Genomic DNA, 18604 nt, shown 5'->3' with positions numbered 1-18604 from the left:
GGACCGCTCCAGGTGGGTAGGCCCGAATTGCCCCCCGGCCGACGGAGGAACGCCGCCAGTTGGGTGTCCCATCTGGACGCCGACCCGGTGGGACGGGCGACCGTCGGATTCCGCACCATCCGCTACACGTCGGCAAGCCGAGAGTTACTCACCGTGTCGCCCCGTCCCGGGGTGTCCCGGCGGTGGAGCCGGGCGTGACCGGGGAACGGCTGCGGCGACCGCCGCTCCCGGCCCGCGCGCCGGGCCGGCTCTCCCGCGTACGCCTGACGGCCACCCTGGCCGGCACGCCGCTGCTCCGCCTCGCGGTCGCCCGGTACGCCGTACCACCGGGGGAGCCGGACCGGACGGCCTGCCCGCGCTGCGGCACGCCGCTCGGCCTGGACAGACCCTGGCCCGCGCTCGGCCCGGCGGCGCGGTGCGGCGGCTGCCGGGCCCGGGTCGGCGCACCGCCCGGGACGGTCGAACTCGCCGCCCTGGCGGCCCTGGCGGTGCTCGTGGCGGTGCCCGGCGCGCCGGTCGAACGGGCGGCCCTCGCCTGGTGGCTCTGCTTCGCGGTGCCCCTGGTCGCAATCGACGTGGCCGTGCACCGGCTGCCCGACCGGCTCACCTGGCCGGCCGCCGCCGGAGTCCTGGCCCTCTACGGCGTGGCTGCCGCGACCTCGGCGGGGGCCGCCCCCTGGCTGCGCGCCGCGGTCGCCGGGGCCGGGCTGGCGCTGGCCTTCGCCGCCACCACCCTGCTGCTGGGACGGCGCGGCTTCGGCCTCGGCGACGCCAAGCTGGCGCTCGGGGTGGGCGCGCTGCTCGGCTGGCACGGCTGGCCCGTGCTCGTCCTCGGCCTGCTGGTGACGTTCACGCTGTCCGCGCTGACCAGCCTGGCGCTGCTGCTGGCCCGCCGGGTCCGCTGGTCCAGCCACCTGCCGTTCGGCCCGTTCCTCGTTCTCGGCACGGTCGCCGCCCTGTTGCTGGCCCGCTGACCGACCCGCCCCGGGCTACGCCTGCTGCCCGCCGCGCCGCCCTGCCACGCCCGCCATGCCGCGCTCGCCGCCGCGCCGCCCTGCCACGCCCGCCCTGCCACGCCCGCCCTGCCGCGCCCGCCGCCGCGCCGCCCTGCCGTCGCGCCCGCTTCGGTCGTGAGAAGGGGACCCTTCTCTACCGTATGCGTTAACAGGGGGCCCCTCCTTTCACCGGGCGGGCCAGGCGGCGCAGGAGTTCGGCCGCCGGCCGGGCCAGCAGCGGTGCGCCGACGCCGGTGACCAGCGCGCCGAGCAGCAGGCCGGCGAGCACGTCGTGCGGGTAGTGCACCCCGACGAAGACGCGGGAGAGCGCGGCGAGCGCGGCCAGCGGGACCGCGTACCAGCCGAGTCGGGGGGAGAGCAGGACGATCGCGGCCGCCAGCGCCCCGGCGATCGTCGAGTGGTTGCTCGGGAAGGACCAGTCGCCCACGGGCGGACACCGTTCGGCGATGATCAACAGATCGGTCGGGACGCGGCAGGGGCGGTCTTGGTCCACGACGGTCTTGAGCAGCTCGCTGCCGCCGTACGCGAGGACCACGGTGACCGGCGCGGCCACGGCGAGGGCCAGGTTGCGTGGCCCGGCGCCCAGCTTGGGCAGGGCGGCCGCCACGAGGAGCAGCCCGAGCAGGACGATCGACCACTCGGTGAAGTGCGCGGCGAACCACTGGACCGGCTCGGGCGTGCCGTCGGCGAAGCGGACGACCTCACGGTACAGACCATCGCTGAAGGGTGGAACAGGTGACAAACCAGCGTTGATCATGACTCAGCCTACCAAAAGTTCATCTGCCGTTTACCGGGCCCCGCGCGAGGAAACTGACCGGACCGCCGCAGCGCCGGATCTGCTGCCGAGCTGCGGCTGACCGGGGCGACGTTCCCCTGGCGCACCCTCGGCGGGGGGGCTTCCCGACCCGGGCCCGGAACCGCCGTCCCTACCCGGCCGCCGCCCCGCCCGGCGGTAAGGAGGGGCCCCTTGTTAACGCATACGGTAGAGAAGGGTCCCCTCCTTACACCTGAGGCGGGGACGCGTACGCCGGGAGTGGGCCTGCTTACGCCGGGGGTGCGGCCGGGCCGGGGACGGGCTGCTGCACCACGCCGGACATCCGCTCGACGACGTCCTCCAGCGCCTCGAAGGCGTACGCCCAGTTGTGGCACTTGAAGCTGCGCAGCCCGTCGATCGGGGTCCGGCAGTCGACGCAGTGCACCCCGGGGATCGCGTCCGGGACCTCGGTGTTGACGTACCGGCGGTCGCCGAGGATCACCCGGGCGATCATCGCGGGGTCGTGCACCCCGTGCAGGGCCGACGAGACGATGTCCAGCCAGGTCATCCGTCGGCCGCACTTCGGGCAGTCCGGCTCGTCGCCGCTGACCCACAGCGGCGCGCCGATGCTGCGCGCGGGCATGCCGAGCAGCTTCTCGATCCGGCGCACGTCGTGTTCGGGGGTGACCCAGCGGTGCCGGCCGGGCAGCGAGGCCGGTGAGTCGTACACGGCGCGGAACAGGACCGGATCGACCTCGACGGTCTCCCGCTGGCGGGTCATGGCGACCTCCTCGACCTTGCGGCGTCGGCCCGGCCGACGTCCGCAGCCCACCGTCGCCCCGGGTGGTCGACGGACACAACCGGATCAACGACACGGCGGGTCCGTGGGCAGCCGCGCGGGGTGCTAGACATTCAGGGCGCGCTCATTGCGGGTCGCCACGCGGCGGGCCCGGACCGCTCCCGTGGAGGACACCGTGACCAGCGAGCCGGCACCGACCGCGACGAGCCCCGGGCCGACGGGCCCACCGCCCGCGGCCCCCTCCGCCGCGGGCGTCGAGAGCAGGCCGAACGTCGCCCGGATGTACGACTACTATCTCGGCGGCTGCCACAACTTCGCCGTCGACCGGGCCGCCGCCCGTCAGGTTCTGGAGATCTTCCCCGACACCGGGGTCGCCGCCCAGACCAACCGCGCGTTCCTGCGCCGCGCCGTGCGGTACGCCGCCGAGCGGGGCGTGCGGCAGTTCCTCGACATCGGCGCGGGGCTGCCCACCCAGGGCAACGTGCACGAGGTGGTGCAGGCGGTGGCCCCCGACTCCCGGGTCGTCTACGTCGACTACGACGAGGTCGCCGTCGCGTACGCCCGGCGGTTGCTCGGGGCTGCGGCCCGCACGGTCGTCGTCGAGGGTGACCTGCGGCGGCCCGACGAGCTGCTCGCCCACCCCGACGTGACGGCGTCGATCGACTTCACCCGGCCGGTCGCGGTCCTGCTGGTGGCGGTGCTGCACTTCGTGCCCGACGCGGAGGAGCCCTACGCGGCCGTCGCCCGGCTGCGCGACGCCACCGCCCCCGGCAGTCAGCTCCTGCTGTCCCACCTGACCCTCGACGGCGCGCCGCCGGTGCCCGCCCAGCAGGGCCGCGCCGTCTACCAGCAGAGCACCGCGCCGCTGGTGCCCCGCACCCGCGCCGACATCCTGCGCTTCTTCGACGGGTACGAGCTGGTGGAGCCGGGCCTGTCCTGGCTTGCCGACTGGCGTCCGGACGGCGAGCCGCGGGCGGGGGTGTCGCACGGCTTCGGCGGGGTGGGCGTCCGCCGCTGAGCCGCCCGGCCGGGCCGGCGGGCTGCCGTCGGGTGGGGCCCGGCTCGTCGGCGGGCCCCACCCGAGCCCCTACAGGTCCCTGGGGCAGGTAGTGCGGTTGATGGTCGAGTAGGCGGTGCGGATGCCGTACTCGAAGTCGTCGAGACAGTTGCCGTAGACGAGCATCCCGACCTCCACGGTCCTGCTGGCGTCGGAGTAGTAGACGATGGTGATGCTCTCGTTGTCCTTCGGGTACGGGAGGGCGTGGGCGGGGCTGGCCACGACCGCGGTGGTGCCGGCGACCGTCAGCAGGGTGGCCACCACGGCGTTCCGCACGAGCTTCTTCACTGAGGCACCTCTCGATCGAACGAGCTGGATGCGTAGATGATAGTCGCCTGTCGATCGATGGCGAAGGTGTGGCGGCGGTGGCTATCGTGCGACCATGCCGACGACGGACGAGCCGTGACCGGGCGGGCCGTGACCGGGCGGGGCGCCGCCGCGGGCCACGGCGGGGCAGTGGCGGACCAGGTGCCATGAGCGACCCAGACGACGGAGCACGCCTGGCCGGGGCCCTGTCCGACCGGCTGGCCGCCCTCACCTTCGTCGACCTCACCACCGAGCGGGTGACCGAGCTGCTCGTCGACACGATCGCCGACTGGGGCGCGACGCAGGGGTGGCGGGTCTACCGCCGGGCGGCCAGCGTCATGCCGCTGCCGCCGCCGATGTCCGGGCAACGGTCGGTCGTGGACGTCGCCTGTGCCCGGCCGGCCGCGCCGCCGGTGGTGATCGAGGTCGACCACACCGACCGGCGTCGTACGGTCGAGAAGCTGCGCGCCGAAGCCGCCGCCGGGCGGGTGCCCATCTGGGTGCGCTGGGGTTCCCGTGGCTTCGCCGCACCGCCGGAGCCGGTGCGGATGGTCACCCTGACCGTCACCGCACGGCGCGCGGAGGCGGGCGTACGCCTGTACTCCCGCCAGCCGGCGAGGCAGCTCCCGCCGCCGGAGCACCACGTCGAGCCGATCACCGCCGGCGCGCCGGATCCCCTCTTCGGCCCCGCGAACGCGGGCTGAGCCGGCCACCTGCCTGAGCCGGCCACCTGCCTGAGCCGGTCGCGTCGCCTGGTCGAGGCTGCCCCTGGTCGGGTCGTGTCCCCCGGTCAGGCCGCGCCTCGGTCGACCATGCTGAACGTCGTGCCGACCGGGGCGTCGCCGAGGACCTCCACGTAGATCTTCTTCTGGCTGGGGCTCCACTGCACCACCCCGTACTTCTCGCTGACGATGGCGTAGGAGGTGCGTCCCTTGTCGTCCTTGCCCTCGCGGGAGATCCCGAACAGGGTGGCGTCGGTCGGCTGGCAGTCGGTGCCCACCAGGGACGCGTACCCCGCCGAGTCGATCTTGACGCCGAGGCACGGCTGGTGCGCGATGTCCGGGTTCAGCGACCGGATCAGGTAGTCGACGCCGACCGGTTCGAGCACGAAGAGGGCGTCCCGGCCGGTGCCGTCCCCGACGTGGACCTTGCCGTCGTACGGCAGCGAGAGGTCACGGTCGATCTCCACGACGTGCAGCAGGATGCGTCGCTGCCCGGCCAGCATGGCCCGGGTGCGGTCGGCCTCGGCGGACGACGGCGACCCGCTCGGCGTGCCCGAGGCGGGTGTCGGCGTGGTGGAGGCCGGGCCGGTCGTCGCCGGCCCGCCGACCGGGGTCGACCCGGTGGGGCCCGGCTCGGACGGACCCAGCAGGCGCTGGCCGAACAGGAAGGCGGGCACCAGCACCGCGCTCACCGCCGCGGTCACGCCCAGCCCGGTGAGCCACCGACGCCGCGTCGAGCCCGTGCGGCCGGTCGGGCCCGGCCCCGACGGCGCGGACCCCTCGCCCCGGTCGCCGCCGGCCGCGTGGGGCGCGCCCGCCGCCGACGCCACGCCCGGGGCGGCCAAGGGCGGCGCGCTCCGGACGCCCGCCCCGACCCCCTGGCCCGCCGCGGTCAGCAACCCGTCGAGCAGTTCCCGGGCGGTGGGCCGGGCGGCGGGGTCCTTCTCCAGCGCCCGGGAGACCAGCTCCCGCAGCGGCCCGTCGAGGCCCGCCAGGTCCGGGGGCTGGGTGAGGATCCGCATCGCGATGGAGGTGGCGGAGTCGCCCCCGAACGGGTTGCGGCCGGTGGCCGCGTGGGCGACCAGGGCGCCCCAGGCGAAGATGTCGGCGGCCGGGCCGGCCGGCTGGCCGGACGAGGTGTCCAACCGCTCCGGGGCCATGTACGACACCGTCCCGACCAGTTGGTTGGTCCGGGTGTGCTGGCTGGTCGCCTCGAACGCGCGGGCGATGCCGAAGTCGATGACCCGGATCCCGCCCGGCGCGACCAGGACGTTGGCCGGCTTCAGGTCGCGGTGGATCACCCCGGCGCCGTGGATCGCGGTGAGCGCCGTGGCCACCCCGACCGCGATGCTGTGCAGTCGCGCCGCGCCCAGCGGCCCGTCCTCCCGGAGCAACTGGGCCAGGCTGGGACCCTCGACGTACTCCACCACCAGGAACGGCGGGTCGTGGTCCGGGTCGGCGTCCAGGACCTCGGCGGTGCAGAACGGCGGGACCTGCCGGGCCCGGTTCACCTCGCTGCGGAACCGGGCCCGGAACTCGTCGTCGTGCGAGAGCTCCGGGCGGACGACCTTGACCGCCACCCGCCGCCCCTGCGGCGAACGGGCGAGGAAGACGCTGCCCATGCCGCCGTCGCCGAGCCGGCCGAGCAGCTCGTACCCACCGAGCCGGGCCGGGTCGCCGGGCCGCAGCCCGTCGTTCACGCCGGATGCCCGCAGGCCGCGACCACTGCGCGAACCATCTTGCCAACCACCCGTTCTCCTCAGGCCGCTCGGACGCCACCCGAAGCCTAGCTGCCGCCCCACCCAGCCCCGTCGATGCCGGCCGGGGCGTCTCCGGCCGCGCCCGTGCTCAGGCCCGGCGGCCGCGGTTGGCCTGCTCGAAGATGTCGAGCAGGTCCAGCAGCGTCCTGCGCTGCTGGTCGGTGAAGGTCGGGTCGCGCCGGACCGCCTCGCGGGCGCTCACCCGGGGCCCGCCGTCCTCGTCGGTGCAGGCGACCGGCGGGGCCGGCGTGCGGCCGGCGAGCCGGTGCGCCTCGGTGAGGTCGATGTCGAGGGCCTCCGCGAGGGCGTTGACGACGCGGGCGGTGGGCGGTCGCCTGCCGGCCTGGAGGCGGTCGACCGTCGTGCGGGCGACGCCGGTCCGGGCGCGTAGCTCCTCGTCCGTCCAACCGCGCGCGCCCTGCTCGGTGCGAACGCGCCACCAGAAGTCGTACGCTACGCCCCTTTCAGGCCCCTGAGTCACGTGCATGTTGTAGCACGAGTGCATGATCCGGACATAGCCCCGGCGGGGGCGGCCCAGTTCAGCGCCGCATCGCGCCACCTGCCTCGTGGCGTTTTGCGGCGGGAGTGTGCGTCGGGTAGCATCGTGTAACGCACGGATGCGCTGCTATTCGATGCAAGGTGGTCTCCGATGGCGGAGCTGGACGCGGACCGTTTCCTGACCGTCCAAGAGGTCGCGGACATCCTCCGGGTCTCCCGGTGGAGCGTCGGGCGCTACATCGGGGCCGGAGCGCTGGAGGCGATCAAGAGCGACGGGCCGAATGGCAGCGTCCGCATTCCGCTCCGGAGTCTCCGCGCCTACATCGAGGCCCACACCATCACAATCGCGGAAGGGGGGCGCGGTGAGTCACCCCGTGCCGGCGAGGGCGCCGATCCGGCGCACCGCCCGGATGCCCCTCACGGCTGACCGCCGTCCCGACCCGCAGTGCAGTGCCGCCCCCGACCGGGCCGGTCGGAGGCGGCACTGCACGATGTGCGATCGGTGGGCGACTATCCTGTGTCCAGTCGGAAGTTTTCGCACTTCAGTGCGTACTTGCAAGAGTGCCGCGTCGTTATTGCACCGTCCTCGTTGGATGCTGAGAATGGTGCGGGACCGGCATACGCCGGCCCCGCACCAGGAACGGCTACCCCTGATCGTTGAGCTTTGCGAGTGCGGCGATCAGGCGTAGCAGATGGGCGGTGGCCCTGGCTGCGTCAGCAGGGCCACCGTTGCCCCGGGCCTCCAGCACTACTGCTGCAAGCTCGGACACGGCGGCCAGCGCCTCCACTGCCCGGACCGTGTCGCCCCGGGGTGCTGGCTGCCTCCCGGGCCGAGCGGGGATTGTTTCGTCGGGGCCGTCAGGCACCATTTCTTCTTCGGACACCGGTGACCCGAAGGAGTCCACGCACTCCCCTCGCGTTCGACTCAACGCTCAGCAGGGGCGGGAGTGACGGACACGGTGGCGGAAACGCGGGCGCGGTCCCCGGAGCGGCCGGTCACCGTGACTATTGCCTCACCGTATTGCCACACGGCCTGTACGTTGACATTCGGGCCGGACTCTGCGTTCCACCACCACAAAACCGCCCGAATTGCGTGTAGCGGACACGCTTGATGAAATGCGGCGGGGAGCTTCTAGCTGGCTGCAATTTGCAGCATGCAAAGTCGTGTGACATTGCCCACGACCGAAGGTGGCGGTAGTCGGGCCCGGGCGATGGCGCACGCGGTGTGCTGCCGTTGACCTGACCACGATCGGTTCCGAGTCGGGATGGTACGTAGGCAGCCCTACATCTGGTCGCGGCGCAGTTGCAGGGCGGGGTGCCGTGGCGGTGCGAATCCGAGGGTGCGGTAGAGGCGTTCGCCGCCCGGGGTGGCGTTGAGGTCCACCACGCTGACCGTGGTGTCGTCGGCGAACCAGCGGAGGAGGGCGTTCAGGCAGTCTCGGGCGTGGCCACGTCCGCGGGCGTGGGGCACGGTGCTGATGTTGAATACGTGACCACGCAGGCCTCCCGGATTGCCGGGACCTGGCGCGTGCCGATCGCAGAGGCCGGAGGCGTTGCTGACGATGCCGTGTTCGGCGTCTTCGATCACGAATGCGGCGAACGTCTGCGGGTCGCTCAGCGAACGGGTGAACCAGTCCAGGGCAGCGGCCCGCCATGGCGCCGTGGCGTCGCCGACGGGTGCCCCCATCGCCTCCAGCATGGTGACGCGAAGTCGTACCAGCGCAGCCGCGTCGCCGGGGACGGCCCTACGTGGTCGTGCCATTTCTCGCCTTACTCCCTCCAGTAGCGAGGCCGCTGCAGATTCCTCGGCATTCGAGGGCGGCGGTGGGGCCGAAGGCCAGGGCCGGGAAGCGTTCACCCGCGCTGCCGGGGTGGCCGACCGACACCAGGACCCCGCTCTCGGCGAGTTTGCCGTACGCCTGCACGAGAGTGTCGCCGCCCACCACGTCGATGACGCCGTTCACCGCTCGGTCGAGCTGTCCGGGCGTCCGGATCACCTCGTCGGCACCCAGTTCCCGTAGTTCGTCGCCACGGGCGGCGCGCGGCGGGCCAGGGCCGCCTTGTTAGGGATTGGCTTCCAGAAGGGCCGGTCCTGCTACCATGCGATTAATCGCCCTAAAGCCGACACAGGAGTGGTAAGTGATGAAAAACCGCGTTAACCGGCCATCTCCCCGGATCCCGACCGGCCGCGAGTACCAGGCTCCGCGTGTGTGGCGTCTCGGCACCCTCGCGGAACTCACCCAGGGCGGGACGCTGCCCATCGGCGACGGCGTCGGTGGCTCCGGGGCCTCCATCTGAACGATGCCCACCCCGTGCTCAGCCTTCGCGGCGCATCCCGCTGGTTCGGACGGCACCCGGTCTTCACCGGCCTCGATCTGGACGTGCCAGCGGGAACACGACTGCTCGTGACCGGGGGCAATGGTTCCGGGAAGACCACACTGCTGCGCTGCCTCGCGGGCGCGCTGTCGCTGACCGGGGGCGAGGCGACCGTCGGCGGCCAGCCGGCCGGCTCCCGCGCGGCCCGGCGGCTGCTGGCCGCCTGCCTCAGCCCCGAGCAGTGCCTCTACAACAAGCTTTCTGGCCACGACAACCTGCTGTTCGCCGCCCGGCTGCGGCTCGACCGCCCGAGCGCCGCCCGGGCCGTCGGGCAGCTCGAGGACGAGTTCGAGATCGGACCGTACGCCGCGCTGCCGATGGAACGCTGCTCGGCCGGGATGCGGGCCCGGGTGACGGTGGCCCGTGCCCTGCTCGGCGACCCGGCGGCGCTGGTCCTCGACGAGCCCGGCCGCTCCCTCGACGAGCAGGCGAGGGCGCTGCTCTGGGCCGCCCTCGACCGCCGCCCCGGGTTGGCCTGCGTGCTGGTGTCCCACCACCGGGAGGACCAGGAGCGGTGCCAGCGGACCCTCACCTTTCCGGTGCGACGGTGACAGCCGGGCTGGCGGCGGGCGGCGTCGCCCACCCGGCCGACGCCGGGACCGCCGCGGGCAAGCGGGCGAGCGCGTTCGCGGTGCTGTGCGCCTTGGCCGTACGGGACCTCGCCGAGCGCCGCCGCCTGGTCCCGCCGCTGGCGCTCGACCTGGCGTTCGGCATCGTCAACCTGGCAGTCTTCCTGCTGGTCTCCCGGGTGCTCAGTGTTCCCGCCGACGGTGCCCTTGCCGGCTCGCCCAGCTACTTCGACTTCGTGGCGGTCGGCATCACGTTCATGCTCGTGGTGCAGGCGGCCACCAGCCAGGTCACCGCCCGGTTGGGCCAGGAACAGCGGGACGGCACCCTGGAGATGCTGGTGACCCAGCCGGTGCCGAGGTGGCTGCTCGCCCTCGGCATGGCGGGCTACCCGTTCCTGCTCGCGCTGCTGCGCTCCGGCTGCTACCTCGCCCTACTCGGCCTGGTGTTCGGCTTGCACGTCGGCCGAGCGGAGTGGCCCGGGGTGGTGCTGATCCTCGTGGCCTCGGCGGCGGCGATGCTTGCCCTCGGTATCGGGTTGATGGCTTTCACTGTGGCGTTCGGCCGCGGTGACCTGGTGGCCCGCCTCCTGCTCGTTGGGCTCTCGTTCGTCTCCGGCACGTACTTCCCGGTGGCGGTGCTGTCGGGAGTGCCGGACTGGGCGACGGCCGCGCTGCCCAGCCGGATCGCCCTCGACGGCCTGCGACACGCCCTGGCCGGGCAGCCGTGGGCCGGTGACCTGCTCGTCCTGCTCGCCGGCACGGCGGTGCTGCTGCCGGCATCGCTCTGGCTCTTCGACCTGTCGCTGCGCCTGGCCTGCCGCCGGGGCACGCTCAACCGGGACTGAGGTGACCATGCGCTGGCCCACCGCGTACGACCTGGCTACCGGATTGGTGCAGGGGGTGGACCCTGACGCGCCCGCGCCACCCCCGGCTGCCGAATCGACGACGCCGCTGGCCGCCCTGGAGGCGGCGGTGCTGCCCGCGCTGCGCCGTTCGCCCTGTGTGCTCAGCTTCTCCGGCGGACTGGACTCCTCGCTGGTGCTCGCAGTCGCCGCCCGGGTCGCCCGCCGGGAGGGGCTACCCGACCCGGTGCCGGTCACCTGGCGGTTCCGGGGCGCGCCCCGGGCGGACGAGTCGTCCTGGCAGGACGAGGTGATCGGGGCGCTGGGCCTGCGCGGGACCTGGCAGGTGCTGACCGCCGACGATGACCTGGACCTGGTCGGGCCGGTGGCCGGCCGCTTCCTGCACCGCTATGGCCTGCGGCATCCGCTGAACCTGCACCTACACCTGCCGATCGTCGAGCTGGCGGCCGGTGGGTCGCTGCTTACCGGGGTCGGCGGCGACCAGGTGCTCGCCGGGTGGCGGCTGCCCGCCTCGGCATCGGTGCCAGCGTACCTGCGCCGGACGGCTGGGCGGGTTCGCGCGCGGCTGCTGGGGAGCCATCGGCAGGGCGCCGAGGTCTTCCCCTGGCTGCGGCGTGAGGCGGCCAACGAGATCCTGCGGACGCACCGTGCCGAACAGCGCGCCGAGCCGGACCGGCTGGCTGATCGGATCGCCTGGCATCTGCGCCGTCGAGACCTGCGGATTACCATGGCCAGCTTCGATCTGGTCGCCGACGACCACGACGTGGCGGTCGGGCACCCGTTGCTCGACCCGACGTTCGTCGCCGCGCTCGTCGGCTGGGCCGGCCGGCGGAAACGCCCGCCCCGGGCCGAGCTGCTCGCCGGGATCGCCACCGGTGAGCTGCCCGCCGTCGTGATCGCGCCCCGGGCCAAGGCACACTTCCTGGAGGTGTTCCTGCGCGCGCCGACCCGCGAGTTCGTACGCGGCTGGGACGGCGGCGGCGTCGACACCAGCGTGGTCGACCCGGGCCGCCTGCGTGCGGTGTGGGCCCGCTGGCCGGTGCCGGAGTGCACGTCCGGGCTCGTACAGCACCTGTGGTTGAGGCAGAATCCACCGGGGCCGTCGGTGCGTCCGGTGGTCGGCGGCGGCACGGAGGTGCCCTCGTGAGCGCCCAGCAGCCCAGCGTCGTCTAGCGGGTGGTGCCGCAGCGGGCGGCCTGGCGGCAGGGCCGGTGAGAAGGATCGTGGTGCTGGCGCCCGGGAGTCCGTCCACTTCGGTCTGGACCCAGCCGGCGGGCTGCTGGACGGTTACGGCCTGGTCGAGCGGGCCTGACCCGGCTCGCTTGCGTGGGCCCGCCGCCGGGCGCGTCCGGAGCGGGAAGGGTCGGCCCCGGGCTCGTCAGCGTCGGGCAGCCAGCCGGGGTCCGGCGGACGGCGCAGCAGTTCGTTCATTCCCGCCCGGTGCGGGTCGGGGTCGCCGTCGAGCCAGGCGTGGGCGTGGAAGCCGGTGCTGGGCGCGGTCACCCCGATGACCAGGGTGCGCGGGACCCAGTGGGCGGCGTCCCAGCGTTGCAGCACCAGGGACCGCTCCAGGCAGTTCGCGCCGGTGCGGCGCAGCGCCGCGAGCACCACCTCGCGGTCGGCGTCCGGGCCGGGCGGTGGGGCGGGCGGGCGGACGGCGTCGAGGCCGCCGTGGGCGACCTGCCGGCGGACGCGGCGACGGGCCCGGACCGTCCAGGCCGCGACGCGCAGGCCGTGCGGGCCGTGCCGGCGCAGCAGCCGCAGCGGCGGCCCCAGCACCAGGGACAGCCGCCGGGAGAGCGTTGGGCGGTGGCGGTCAGTCACCGGAGGGCCGGCGGGCCAGGCGGGCGGCGCGGCGGTACTCGGGAATCGCCCGGGACACCTGCCAGCCGGCCCGCGCGAAGCGGAGCAGGTAGGCCAGGGCGAGCCCGGACCGGCCCCGGCGGGCGATGGCCCGGCTGTGGCGCATCGCGGCAGGGGAGGGGGCCAGCCGCCGGGCCAGGTAGGCGAGCCGGTCGCGGGTGGCCGGCAGTTCGGCGGCCCGGGCGAGCTGGTACGCCGCCGGCGCGCCCTGCCCGTGGAGGAGGCGGTGCAGCGCCGAGGTGGCCGTCGGCAGGGCCAGCCGCCGGGCCAGCTCGCCTCCGGCGGGGGTCAGGCGCAGCCCGAAGGCGAAGGTCCGGGTCGCGCCGGTCGCCCCGGCGAGGGCGGCGGCGGCCCACCAGGTGCCGGCGTCGAACACCCGTACCGCCAGGTCCAGGTCGGTGCGGGGGCGTGGGGAGCCGCCCGGGTGCGCGGCGTGTAGCGCGACCAGCAGCGCCGCCGCGGCGGCGGACGGCACGGCGACCGTGCGGCCCGCGAGCGGCATCGGCTCGGCGTCCGCCCACAGCGCTGCCCAGAAGGCGGCGGGGTCGCCGACGCCGTGGAAACCCCGGTGCAGGTCGACGGCCAGCCCGCCCGGGCTGGGGGCCCGCCACAGCCGTTCGTGCCAGTGTGCCCAGTCGTCGGGGCGGGCACCAGGGATCTCCACCCGGTAGCCGAGGTCGCCGAGCGCCTCCTCGGCGGTGGTGAAGCGGGCCGGGTCGACCAGCAGGTCGACGTCGCCGTAGGTGCGTTCGACGCCGAGTCGGCGGGCCAGCCCTGCTCCCTTGAGCAGGATGCTGTCGACGCCCCGGTCGCGCAGGGCGGCGTGGGTGGCGGCGGCGGTCTCGTCGAGGGCCAGGCAGTACAGCGCGGCGGGCAGGGTCATGGCGCGACCAGCTCCGGAGCCGTGGTGGTGACGGACTCCAGGAGCCGGCACACGTCGTCGAGGGCGGCCCAGTCGCGGGGGCGGGTGAGGTGCCACGCCGGCAGGGCCGCGAGGGTCAGCAGGGTGGCCGGGTCGGTGGGCAGCTCGCGCCAGGAGCGCCAGGCGGCGAGCCGGGCGAGCAGTTCGGTGGGGGGCACCGGGTCGAGCCGGAGGGCGTCGCCCCAGTGCAGGAAGAACCAGCCGCCCAGCGGCATCCGGTGGGGCACGGGCGGCAGCGGCACGCGGATCCGGGTGCCGTCGCGGGCGCGGCGCAGGGGCAGGGCCGTGCCGGGCACCGGCGCGCGCAGGTCGATGCAGCGCGGCCCGGCGAAGGTGTCGCGGCCGTCGACGGCGAGGACGTCGTCGGCGAGCACCGGCACCGCGCGGTCGGCGAGGGCCGCGAGCAGGCTGCTCTTGCCGGCGGTACGGGGGCCGGCGACCGCCCAGCCCCGGCCGCCGCCGCAGAACCCGCCGGCGTGGAAGGTCTCCCGGCCGGCCCACCGGTTGAACGCGGTGGCGACCGGGGCGAGGTACGGGTGGGCGAGCAGGTCGGCGGTGAGCGGCGGGCCGTGGAAGGTGGCGGTGCGGCGGGCCCGGTCGACGGCGAGGTGCCGGCAGCCGTCGGCCAGCGGCCGGGCGCCGTACCGGTGGTTGAGGGTGACGGGGGCGGGCGGCGGCCCGTCGGTGACCTGCCGGATCCGGACCTGGGGCAGGTCGTCGCCGGGGTGGGCGGGTGGCAGCTCGGGCACCCCGTCGAGCCCGTGCACCCGCAGGCCGTAGGCGAAACGCCCGGACAGCCGCATGTCGTGTTCTCCGCTTCTTCTCGGTCGTGGTCGGGGTGGGCCGGGGGTGCGGGCGGCGCGACGTCGTGCCGCCCGCACCTCCGGTGCCCGTGGCCGGTCAGCGCAGCGTGCCGCTGCGGAAACCGCCCTGGTGGAACGGGCCGGTCATGGGCCCGGCCGGCTTGATCTTCTTCTTCGTGGCACCGGCCACCTTCGCAGCGGTCGACGGCGGGGAGCTGACGAGGGCGTCGACGTCCCAGCCGACCCAGTACGGTCCCGGGGTGTCGGTGGCGAAGGTCAGCGAGACGTAGATCGTCTTGCCGGGGCCGAGGCCACCGAAGGCGATCGGGACCGCCAGCAGGCTGTACAGGCCACCGCCGGGCGGGTAGGTGGACGGCAGGTTCAGCGACAGGTTGTTGACGAGGACGGTCTGGCCGTTGGTCAGCGTGACCTCGGTGGTGGGCGTGGTCGGGTTGATGACCCGTAGGTTGCCGTGTGGCGGTGGCGGGCTCGGGTCGCCCGGCCTCGGCGCGCCGTTGGCCTGGCTGAGCGAGGTGATCCGGATCCGGGCCTGGCTGACGGGTGTGGCACCCCGGTTGGTGAGGGCGAACCGCAGTGTCAGGCGGTTTCCGTTGACCACCCGGTTGGGCGCGGAGGAGATGGGCATGTCCGGATCGAGCGGGGTGGACTGGACGATGTGGTTCTGCTGGTAGGCGCCCAGGGCGTTGCGCGGTGACGGGGCGCCGAGCGCGGACGGCACCCCGTTGATCGGCCCGTAGACGGTGGCCACCAGCTTGAGGTCGACGTTGTTGTCGTCGGTGTCCTGCGGTTGACCGTTGACCCGCAACCGGGACCAGGCGTGCGTGACGAAGGGCGGGCTGGTGAACGCGGGCAGTGGGGTGCCCTCGTAGAAGCCGGGTGCCGAGCCGGCCCTGTCCACCACGGTGCCGGGGACGTCGGAGGCGATCACCCGGAAGCCTCCGCCGGTCCCGAGGGACGGGACGACGAGGTCGGGCTCGATGTCGGGCAGCGAGTAGTCGGGGGCGGCGATCAGGTAGCCGTGTGCCGGCGCCACCGGCCGGGCGCTTCGCGGCACGGTGATCGTGAACCCGCCCGGGGCCTCGATCCGGAAGCCGGCGATGGGCACGTCGATCGACGTCGTGTTGATCACCGCGACGAACTGGTCGGCGGGGCCGTTGACGCCGGACTGGGCGAACTGGCTCAGCATGAGCTGCCCCGGCACGGCCCGCACGTCAACGGTGACCGTGTTGGAGTTGACGACCGCGTTGGTGTTGGTGCTGTCGTACTGGACCCGGAACCGGTTGAGCCCGAACGCGGGCATCTGCACCTGGAACTCGGAGGCGTTGAACACCACCGGGAAGGTGCCGATCGGAGCGTCGGTGCCGTTGGGCAGGACGTCGACCAGGGTGACCGTGCCCTCGGCGACGCCGGGGCCGATCGCCACCTTGAAGGCGACCGGGCTGCCGAAGTTGGCGACGAAGGCTTCGGAGGTCAGCGTCACGATGCTGGCCGCCTGGATGAGGATCCGGAAGCTCTGGGTGTCGGTGAGGCCGAACGCGTCGGTGACCCGGATCGTCACGGGGTAGGCCCCGGCCGCGGTGGGCGTGCCAGAGAGCAGCCCGCTGGCCGGGTCCAGGGTCAGCCCCGGGGGCAGCGTGCCCTCGACCACGGACCAGGCGAAGGGCGCGGTCCCGCCGACGACGAGGAGTTGGTCGGTGTAGACCGCGCCGACCTCGCCGAGCGGCGGTGCCGGGTTCTCCAGTCTGGGGGCCCGGTTGATGGTGAGCACGATCAGCCGGGAGCCGTAGTTGCCGGCCGCGTCGACGACCCGGACCACGAGCGGGTAGGTGCCGGCGGCGGTCGGGATGCCGGAGAGGGTGCCGTCGTGGGGGCGGATGGTCAACCCCGGCGGGAGGCTGCCCGACTGGACAGACCAGACGAACGGCGGGACGCCGCGGGTGACGTCCAGGGCGGCCACGTAGGCGACGCCCACGGCGCCCGGCTCCGGGACGGGGAACGCCAGGGTGGGCGAGACGTTGGTGGTCACCGCCGGGGACAGCGGTGACTCCGGCCCGGTGCCCTCGGCGGTGCGGGCGGCCACGGTGAACCGGTAGGTGACGCTGGGGGTGAGGCCGGTGACGACGCCGGTGGTGGCGGGGCCGAGGGTCTGGGCGGGCTGTCGCACGCCGCCGATGTAGGGGGTGATCACCCAGTTGGTGACCGGGGAGCCGCCGTCGGGGCCCGGGGTCCAGCTCAGCGTCGCGCCGACGCTGTTGGCGAAGACGGCGATGACGGTCGGCGCGGACGGCAGGGCCAGCGGCCCGGCGGCGCGGGAACGCGGGCTCGCCGGCCCGGTCCCGGCCGCGTTGCGCGCGGCGACGGTGAAGGTGTACGTGCCGCCAGAGCGCAGGCCGGTGAGCTGGCGGCTGGTCTTCGACGCGTCGAAGGACTTCGCCGGCTGCGCCTTGCCGTCGCGGTAGGGGGTCACCACGTACCCGGTGAGCTTGCTGCCGTGGTCGTCGGGGGCCTTCCAGGTCACCACGGCCCGGCCGCCCTTGCGGGCGGCATTGGGCTTCGCGGGTGCGGCCGGCTTGACGGGCTTCGCCGCCGGCTTGGCGATCGGTGTGACCGGGGTGGCCGGTTGCGTCGCCGCGGCGGGCGCGGCCCGCTCGCGGACCGGGTCGCGGGCGGAGGCGGGTGCCGTCGCCAGGGCGGACACCACGAGGGCGAGGATGACCGTCGGGGCGGCCAGCCGGCGGAGGCGGTGCGACAGGGACATGGGTGCTCCTAGCTGGACACCGGCCGGGGCGAGCGCGCGACGGCCGGTGCCCGAGGTCTACCGACGGGGACTGGGCGCGCGGGAAGGGAGGCCGACCAGTGGTCACGTCGCTGTGGGGCTGGCCGACGCCGTGGTCACGCGCGCCGTGACGATGCTCGTCCGAACACGACAAATACTCGAATAACATCAATTCGGTGCTATATCTCTATAGCACTATGAGATGGGCGCTTGTCCATATTCCTGGCAGTTATTAAGTGGCGTTCTTAGGGCTCACTAGACAGGCGGGTATTCCTCACTGAAAGGACCCGTTGGCCTTGCTTCAAGCTGAGCTGGCTACCATTCGCCGCAGCGCGTCGCGACCGGTGGGGCCTGCTGCGGGCGTACGCGGCGCGGGTCGGCGGCACGCCCGTCGGACGCCATGTGCGCTGGGAACTGCGGGCCGCGCGGCGGCGTCATGGCTGACTGGAGAGAGCGCGCCGGTCCGCCAACGCAGGTACGCGGGGCACCGGTGCTGCGTGCCGTGGTGATCGGCGTCAGCGCGCCCGACGCCCGCTTCCACGCCGACGCGTGGCTCGACGCGCCCCGGACCCGCACCGGCACGAACTGGCGGAGATCCCGCGCCGGCCTGTCCCAGCGCGCTGGCTGCCGTAGCCCGCCGCCCGGGTCAGATGCGTTCGAGCAGTTCAGCGGCCTCCAGATCGGCCAGGAACGACCGCACGTCGGCCGCCGCTCGATCCCGTTGCACCGCGGCCTGCCCGGCGAGCACCTCGGCCAGTTGCGCGGCGGTTGCCCCCGCCACCAGGTGCGGCCAGAGCGAGGTGGCGCAGCGGTCCAGCGCGAAGTAGACGGACCGCCCGGTGTCCAGCAGCACCGTCTCGTCGCCGCTGATCCGCCACGCGACCCGGTCGCCCCGGACCTTGTACACGATGGACTCGTCGCTGTTCATCTCGGTGCCTCCAGATCGGATTGCCCCGGCGCGGTCGACAGGCCGGCCAGCCACACCTGCTGCACCAGCGCCGCCGTGCGCGAGTCGAACGGCCAGCGGGACCACTCCCGGCGCAGCGCCTCTACGTCGACCAGCGAGCCGTCGACCCCGCCGCCGTCCCAGGCGCACACCAACTCCCGGGTCGTCGTGTGGGTCATGGTCAGGTCACGGCGGCGCAGGTGCCGGACGATCCGGGCGGCCAGCCGGCGCGGCGCGGCGCGCTGCTCGGCGTCGAACGCGCGCCGCGCCTGCCGGGCCAGGCCCAACCCGGCAATGATCTTTGCTTGCCAGGGCGCCTCCCGGGCGCGGGGCGCGTCGGTGAACCGCCAGGTGCCCCGGCGCAGCAGCGCCAGCACGGCCCGCCCGCCGGCCCGCCAGCGCTGCGCCGCGCCACCGGCAGGGTGGTGGACCACAGCCCGGTGCAGGGCCGTCGCCGGCTCGACGCTGCCCATGCGCGCCTCCTCCGCTCGCGGCCGTACCCCGTACCGTGGTCCCGTGTCCCGCCGATGCGGACCGGCCGATCAAGGGTTCG

Annotated in this window: 21 protein-coding genes; 8 read left to right on the top strand and 13 right to left on the bottom strand. The window is 74.2% G+C overall.

Annotated features, from left to right (window positions below; genetic code table 11):
- Window positions 1-209: 209 nt before the first annotated feature.
- Window positions 210-974, top strand: coding sequence for a prepilin peptidase (locus HDA31_RS28715; protein ID WP_376701473.1), 765 nt, complete (start codon window positions 210-212; stop codon window positions 972-974).
- Between the two features lie 187 nt (window positions 975-1161).
- Here the strand turns inward: HDA31_RS28715 and HDA31_RS28710 are convergent, their stop codons facing one another.
- Both HDA31_RS28710 and HDA31_RS28705 read right to left on the bottom strand, forming a co-directional pair.
- On the bottom strand, window positions 1162-1773 hold the full coding sequence (locus HDA31_RS28710; RefSeq protein ID WP_178062858.1) for a phosphatase PAP2 family protein: 612 nt from the start codon (window positions 1771-1773) through the stop codon (window positions 1162-1164).
- Window positions 1774-2059: 286 nt separating this feature from the next.
- The gene (locus HDA31_RS28705) at window positions 2060-2551 is read right to left on the bottom strand and encodes a DUF8243 domain-containing protein (RefSeq protein WP_074475547.1); all 492 of its coding nucleotides are present in this window, start codon (window positions 2549-2551) and stop codon (window positions 2060-2062) included.
- A gap of 193 nt (window positions 2552-2744) precedes the next feature.
- On the opposite strand from HDA31_RS28705, the gene HDA31_RS28700 reads away from it, so the two are divergent.
- Window positions 2745-3587 (top strand): SAM-dependent methyltransferase, encoded by an 843-nt coding sequence (locus tag HDA31_RS28700; protein WP_246384256.1) that lies wholly within the window; start codon window positions 2745-2747, stop codon window positions 3585-3587.
- A 69-nt stretch (window positions 3588-3656) separates the two neighbouring features.
- Here the strand turns inward: HDA31_RS28700 and HDA31_RS28695 are convergent, their stop codons facing one another.
- A complete protein-coding gene (locus HDA31_RS28695; protein ID WP_178062859.1) occupies window positions 3657-3914 on the bottom strand; it encodes a DUF6289 family protein in 258 nt (85 codons plus the stop codon).
- A 185-nt stretch (window positions 3915-4099) separates the two neighbouring features.
- On the opposite strand from HDA31_RS28695, the gene HDA31_RS28690 reads away from it, so the two are divergent.
- Complete coding sequence (locus tag HDA31_RS28690; protein WP_178062860.1) at window positions 4100-4636, top strand: hypothetical protein; 537 nt, start codon at window positions 4100-4102, stop codon at window positions 4634-4636.
- Between the two features lie 86 nt (window positions 4637-4722).
- Here HDA31_RS28690 and HDA31_RS28685 read toward each other — a convergent pair whose 3' ends face one another.
- Window positions 4723-6354 carry a serine/threonine-protein kinase gene (locus HDA31_RS28685; protein WP_178062861.1) on the bottom strand — a complete coding sequence of 544 codons (1632 nt, stop codon included), beginning with the start codon at window positions 6352-6354 and terminating at the stop codon, window positions 4723-4725.
- A gap of 148 nt (window positions 6355-6502) precedes the next feature.
- The gene (locus HDA31_RS28680; RefSeq protein ID WP_178062862.1) at window positions 6503-6895 is read right to left on the bottom strand and encodes a helix-turn-helix domain-containing protein; all 393 of its coding nucleotides are present in this window, start codon (window positions 6893-6895) and stop codon (window positions 6503-6505) included.
- 168 nt (window positions 6896-7063) lie between these two features.
- Between HDA31_RS28680 and HDA31_RS28675 the strand changes: the two genes are divergently transcribed.
- The gene (locus HDA31_RS28675; protein WP_074475541.1) at window positions 7064-7339 is read left to right on the top strand and encodes a helix-turn-helix domain-containing protein; all 276 of its coding nucleotides are present in this window, start codon (window positions 7064-7066) and stop codon (window positions 7337-7339) included.
- Between the two features lie 855 nt (window positions 7340-8194).
- On the opposite strand, the gene HDA31_RS28670 is transcribed toward HDA31_RS28675, so the two are convergent.
- Together HDA31_RS28670 and HDA31_RS28665 are read right to left on the bottom strand one after the other, a co-directional pair.
- Window positions 8195-8611, bottom strand: a complete 417-nt coding sequence (locus HDA31_RS28670; protein WP_219824980.1) for a GNAT family N-acetyltransferase — start codon at window positions 8609-8611, stop codon at window positions 8195-8197.
- A gap of 46 nt (window positions 8612-8657) precedes the next feature.
- Window positions 8658-8909 (bottom strand): hypothetical protein, encoded by a 252-nt coding sequence (locus HDA31_RS28665; RefSeq protein ID WP_178062864.1) that lies wholly within the window; start codon window positions 8907-8909, stop codon window positions 8658-8660.
- Between the two features lie 145 nt (window positions 8910-9054).
- Here HDA31_RS28665 and HDA31_RS33410 point away from each other — a divergent pair, with 145 nt between their 5' ends.
- From HDA31_RS33410 to HDA31_RS28645, 4 genes are read left to right on the top strand one after another with little or no spacing between them, the layout of a single operon-like run.
- Entirely contained in the window at window positions 9055-9210 is a 156-nt protein-coding gene (locus tag HDA31_RS33410; RefSeq protein WP_376701472.1) for a lasso RiPP family leader peptide-containing protein, read from the top strand.
- A 14-nt stretch (window positions 9211-9224) separates the two neighbouring features.
- Window positions 9225-9839, top strand: a complete 615-nt coding sequence (locus tag HDA31_RS28655; protein ID WP_074475539.1) for an ABC transporter ATP-binding protein — start codon at window positions 9225-9227, stop codon at window positions 9837-9839.
- Window positions 9836-10702: an ABC transporter permease gene (locus HDA31_RS28650; protein WP_178062866.1), complete on the top strand. Its 867-nt coding sequence runs from the start codon at window positions 9836-9838 to the stop codon at window positions 10700-10702. Before HDA31_RS28655 ends, HDA31_RS28650 begins: the two co-directional genes overlap by 4 nt.
- Window positions 10703-10709: 7 nt before the next feature.
- The gene (locus tag HDA31_RS28645; protein ID WP_184871981.1) at window positions 10710-11867 is read left to right on the top strand and encodes an asparagine synthase-related protein; all 1158 of its coding nucleotides are present in this window, start codon (window positions 10710-10712) and stop codon (window positions 11865-11867) included.
- A 140-nt stretch (window positions 11868-12007) separates the two neighbouring features.
- Here the strand turns inward: HDA31_RS28645 and HDA31_RS28640 are convergent, their stop codons facing one another.
- The 6 genes from HDA31_RS28640 to HDA31_RS28615 form a co-directional block, all read right to left on the bottom strand.
- Window positions 12008-12544: a lasso peptide biosynthesis B2 protein gene (locus HDA31_RS28640; RefSeq protein ID WP_178062868.1), complete on the bottom strand. Its 537-nt coding sequence runs from the start codon at window positions 12542-12544 to the stop codon at window positions 12008-12010.
- Window positions 12537-13466: a nucleotidyltransferase family protein gene (locus HDA31_RS28635; protein ID WP_178062869.1), complete on the bottom strand. Its 930-nt coding sequence runs from the start codon at window positions 13464-13466 to the stop codon at window positions 12537-12539. The genes HDA31_RS28640 and HDA31_RS28635 overlap by 8 nt, the downstream gene beginning before the upstream one ends.
- On the bottom strand, window positions 13463-14308 hold the full coding sequence (locus HDA31_RS28630; RefSeq protein WP_178062870.1) for a hypothetical protein: 846 nt from the start codon (window positions 14306-14308) through the stop codon (window positions 13463-13465). Before HDA31_RS28630 ends, HDA31_RS28635 begins: the two co-directional genes overlap by 4 nt.
- A gap of 97 nt (window positions 14309-14405) precedes the next feature.
- Window positions 14406-17087 carry a putative Ig domain-containing protein gene (locus HDA31_RS28625; RefSeq protein ID WP_178062871.1) on the bottom strand — a complete coding sequence of 894 codons (2682 nt, stop codon included), beginning with the start codon at window positions 17085-17087 and terminating at the stop codon, window positions 14406-14408.
- Window positions 17088-17751: 664 nt separating this feature from the next.
- A complete protein-coding gene (locus tag HDA31_RS28620) occupies window positions 17752-18033 on the bottom strand; it encodes a PqqD family protein (protein ID WP_178062872.1) in 282 nt (93 codons plus the stop codon).
- On the bottom strand, window positions 18030-18524 hold the full coding sequence (locus HDA31_RS28615; protein WP_178062873.1) for a hypothetical protein: 495 nt from the start codon (window positions 18522-18524) through the stop codon (window positions 18030-18032). Before HDA31_RS28615 ends, HDA31_RS28620 begins: the two co-directional genes overlap by 4 nt.
- Window positions 18525-18604 lie beyond the last annotated feature (80 nt).

The organism is Micromonospora carbonacea, assembly GCF_014205165.1.
GTDB classification, from domain to species: domain Bacteria; phylum Actinomycetota; class Actinomycetes; order Mycobacteriales; family Micromonosporaceae; genus Micromonospora; species Micromonospora carbonacea.
Note: the sequence above shows the minus strand (reverse complement) of the source record. Positions and strands in the feature narration are given on the sequence as shown.

Coding starts and splice junctions, on each gene's coding strand:
- HDA31_RS28705 (WP_074475547.1), bottom strand. CDS start 2,551: ATGACCCGCCAGCGGGAGACCGTCGAGGTCGATCCGGTCCTGTTCCGC.
- HDA31_RS28630 (WP_178062870.1), bottom strand. CDS start 14,308: ATGCGGCTGTCCGGGCGTTTCGCCTACGGCCTGCGGGTGCACGGGCTC.
- HDA31_RS28690 (WP_178062860.1), top strand. CDS start 4,100: ATGAGCGACCCAGACGACGGAGCACGCCTGGCCGGGGCCCTGTCCGAC.
- HDA31_RS28710 (WP_178062858.1), bottom strand. CDS start 1,773: ATGATCAACGCTGGTTTGTCACCTGTTCCACCCTTCAGCGATGGTCTG.
- HDA31_RS28635 (WP_178062869.1), bottom strand. CDS start 13,466: ATGACCCTGCCCGCCGCGCTGTACTGCCTGGCCCTCGACGAGACCGCC.
- HDA31_RS28670 (WP_219824980.1), bottom strand. CDS start 8,611: ATGCTGGAGGCGATGGGGGCACCCGTCGGCGACGCCACGGCGCCATGG.
- HDA31_RS28645 (WP_184871981.1), top strand. CDS start 10,710: ATGCGCTGGCCCACCGCGTACGACCTGGCTACCGGATTGGTGCAGGGG.
- HDA31_RS33410 (WP_376701472.1), top strand. CDS start 9,055: ATGAAAAACCGCGTTAACCGGCCATCTCCCCGGATCCCGACCGGCCGC.
- HDA31_RS28615 (WP_178062873.1), bottom strand. CDS start 18,524: ATGGGCAGCGTCGAGCCGGCGACGGCCCTGCACCGGGCTGTGGTCCAC.
- HDA31_RS28625 (WP_178062871.1), bottom strand. CDS start 17,087: ATGTCCCTGTCGCACCGCCTCCGCCGGCTGGCCGCCCCGACGGTCATC.
- HDA31_RS28675 (WP_074475541.1), top strand. CDS start 7,064: ATGGCGGAGCTGGACGCGGACCGTTTCCTGACCGTCCAAGAGGTCGCG.
- HDA31_RS28620 (WP_178062872.1), bottom strand. CDS start 18,033: ATGAACAGCGACGAGTCCATCGTGTACAAGGTCCGGGGCGACCGGGTC.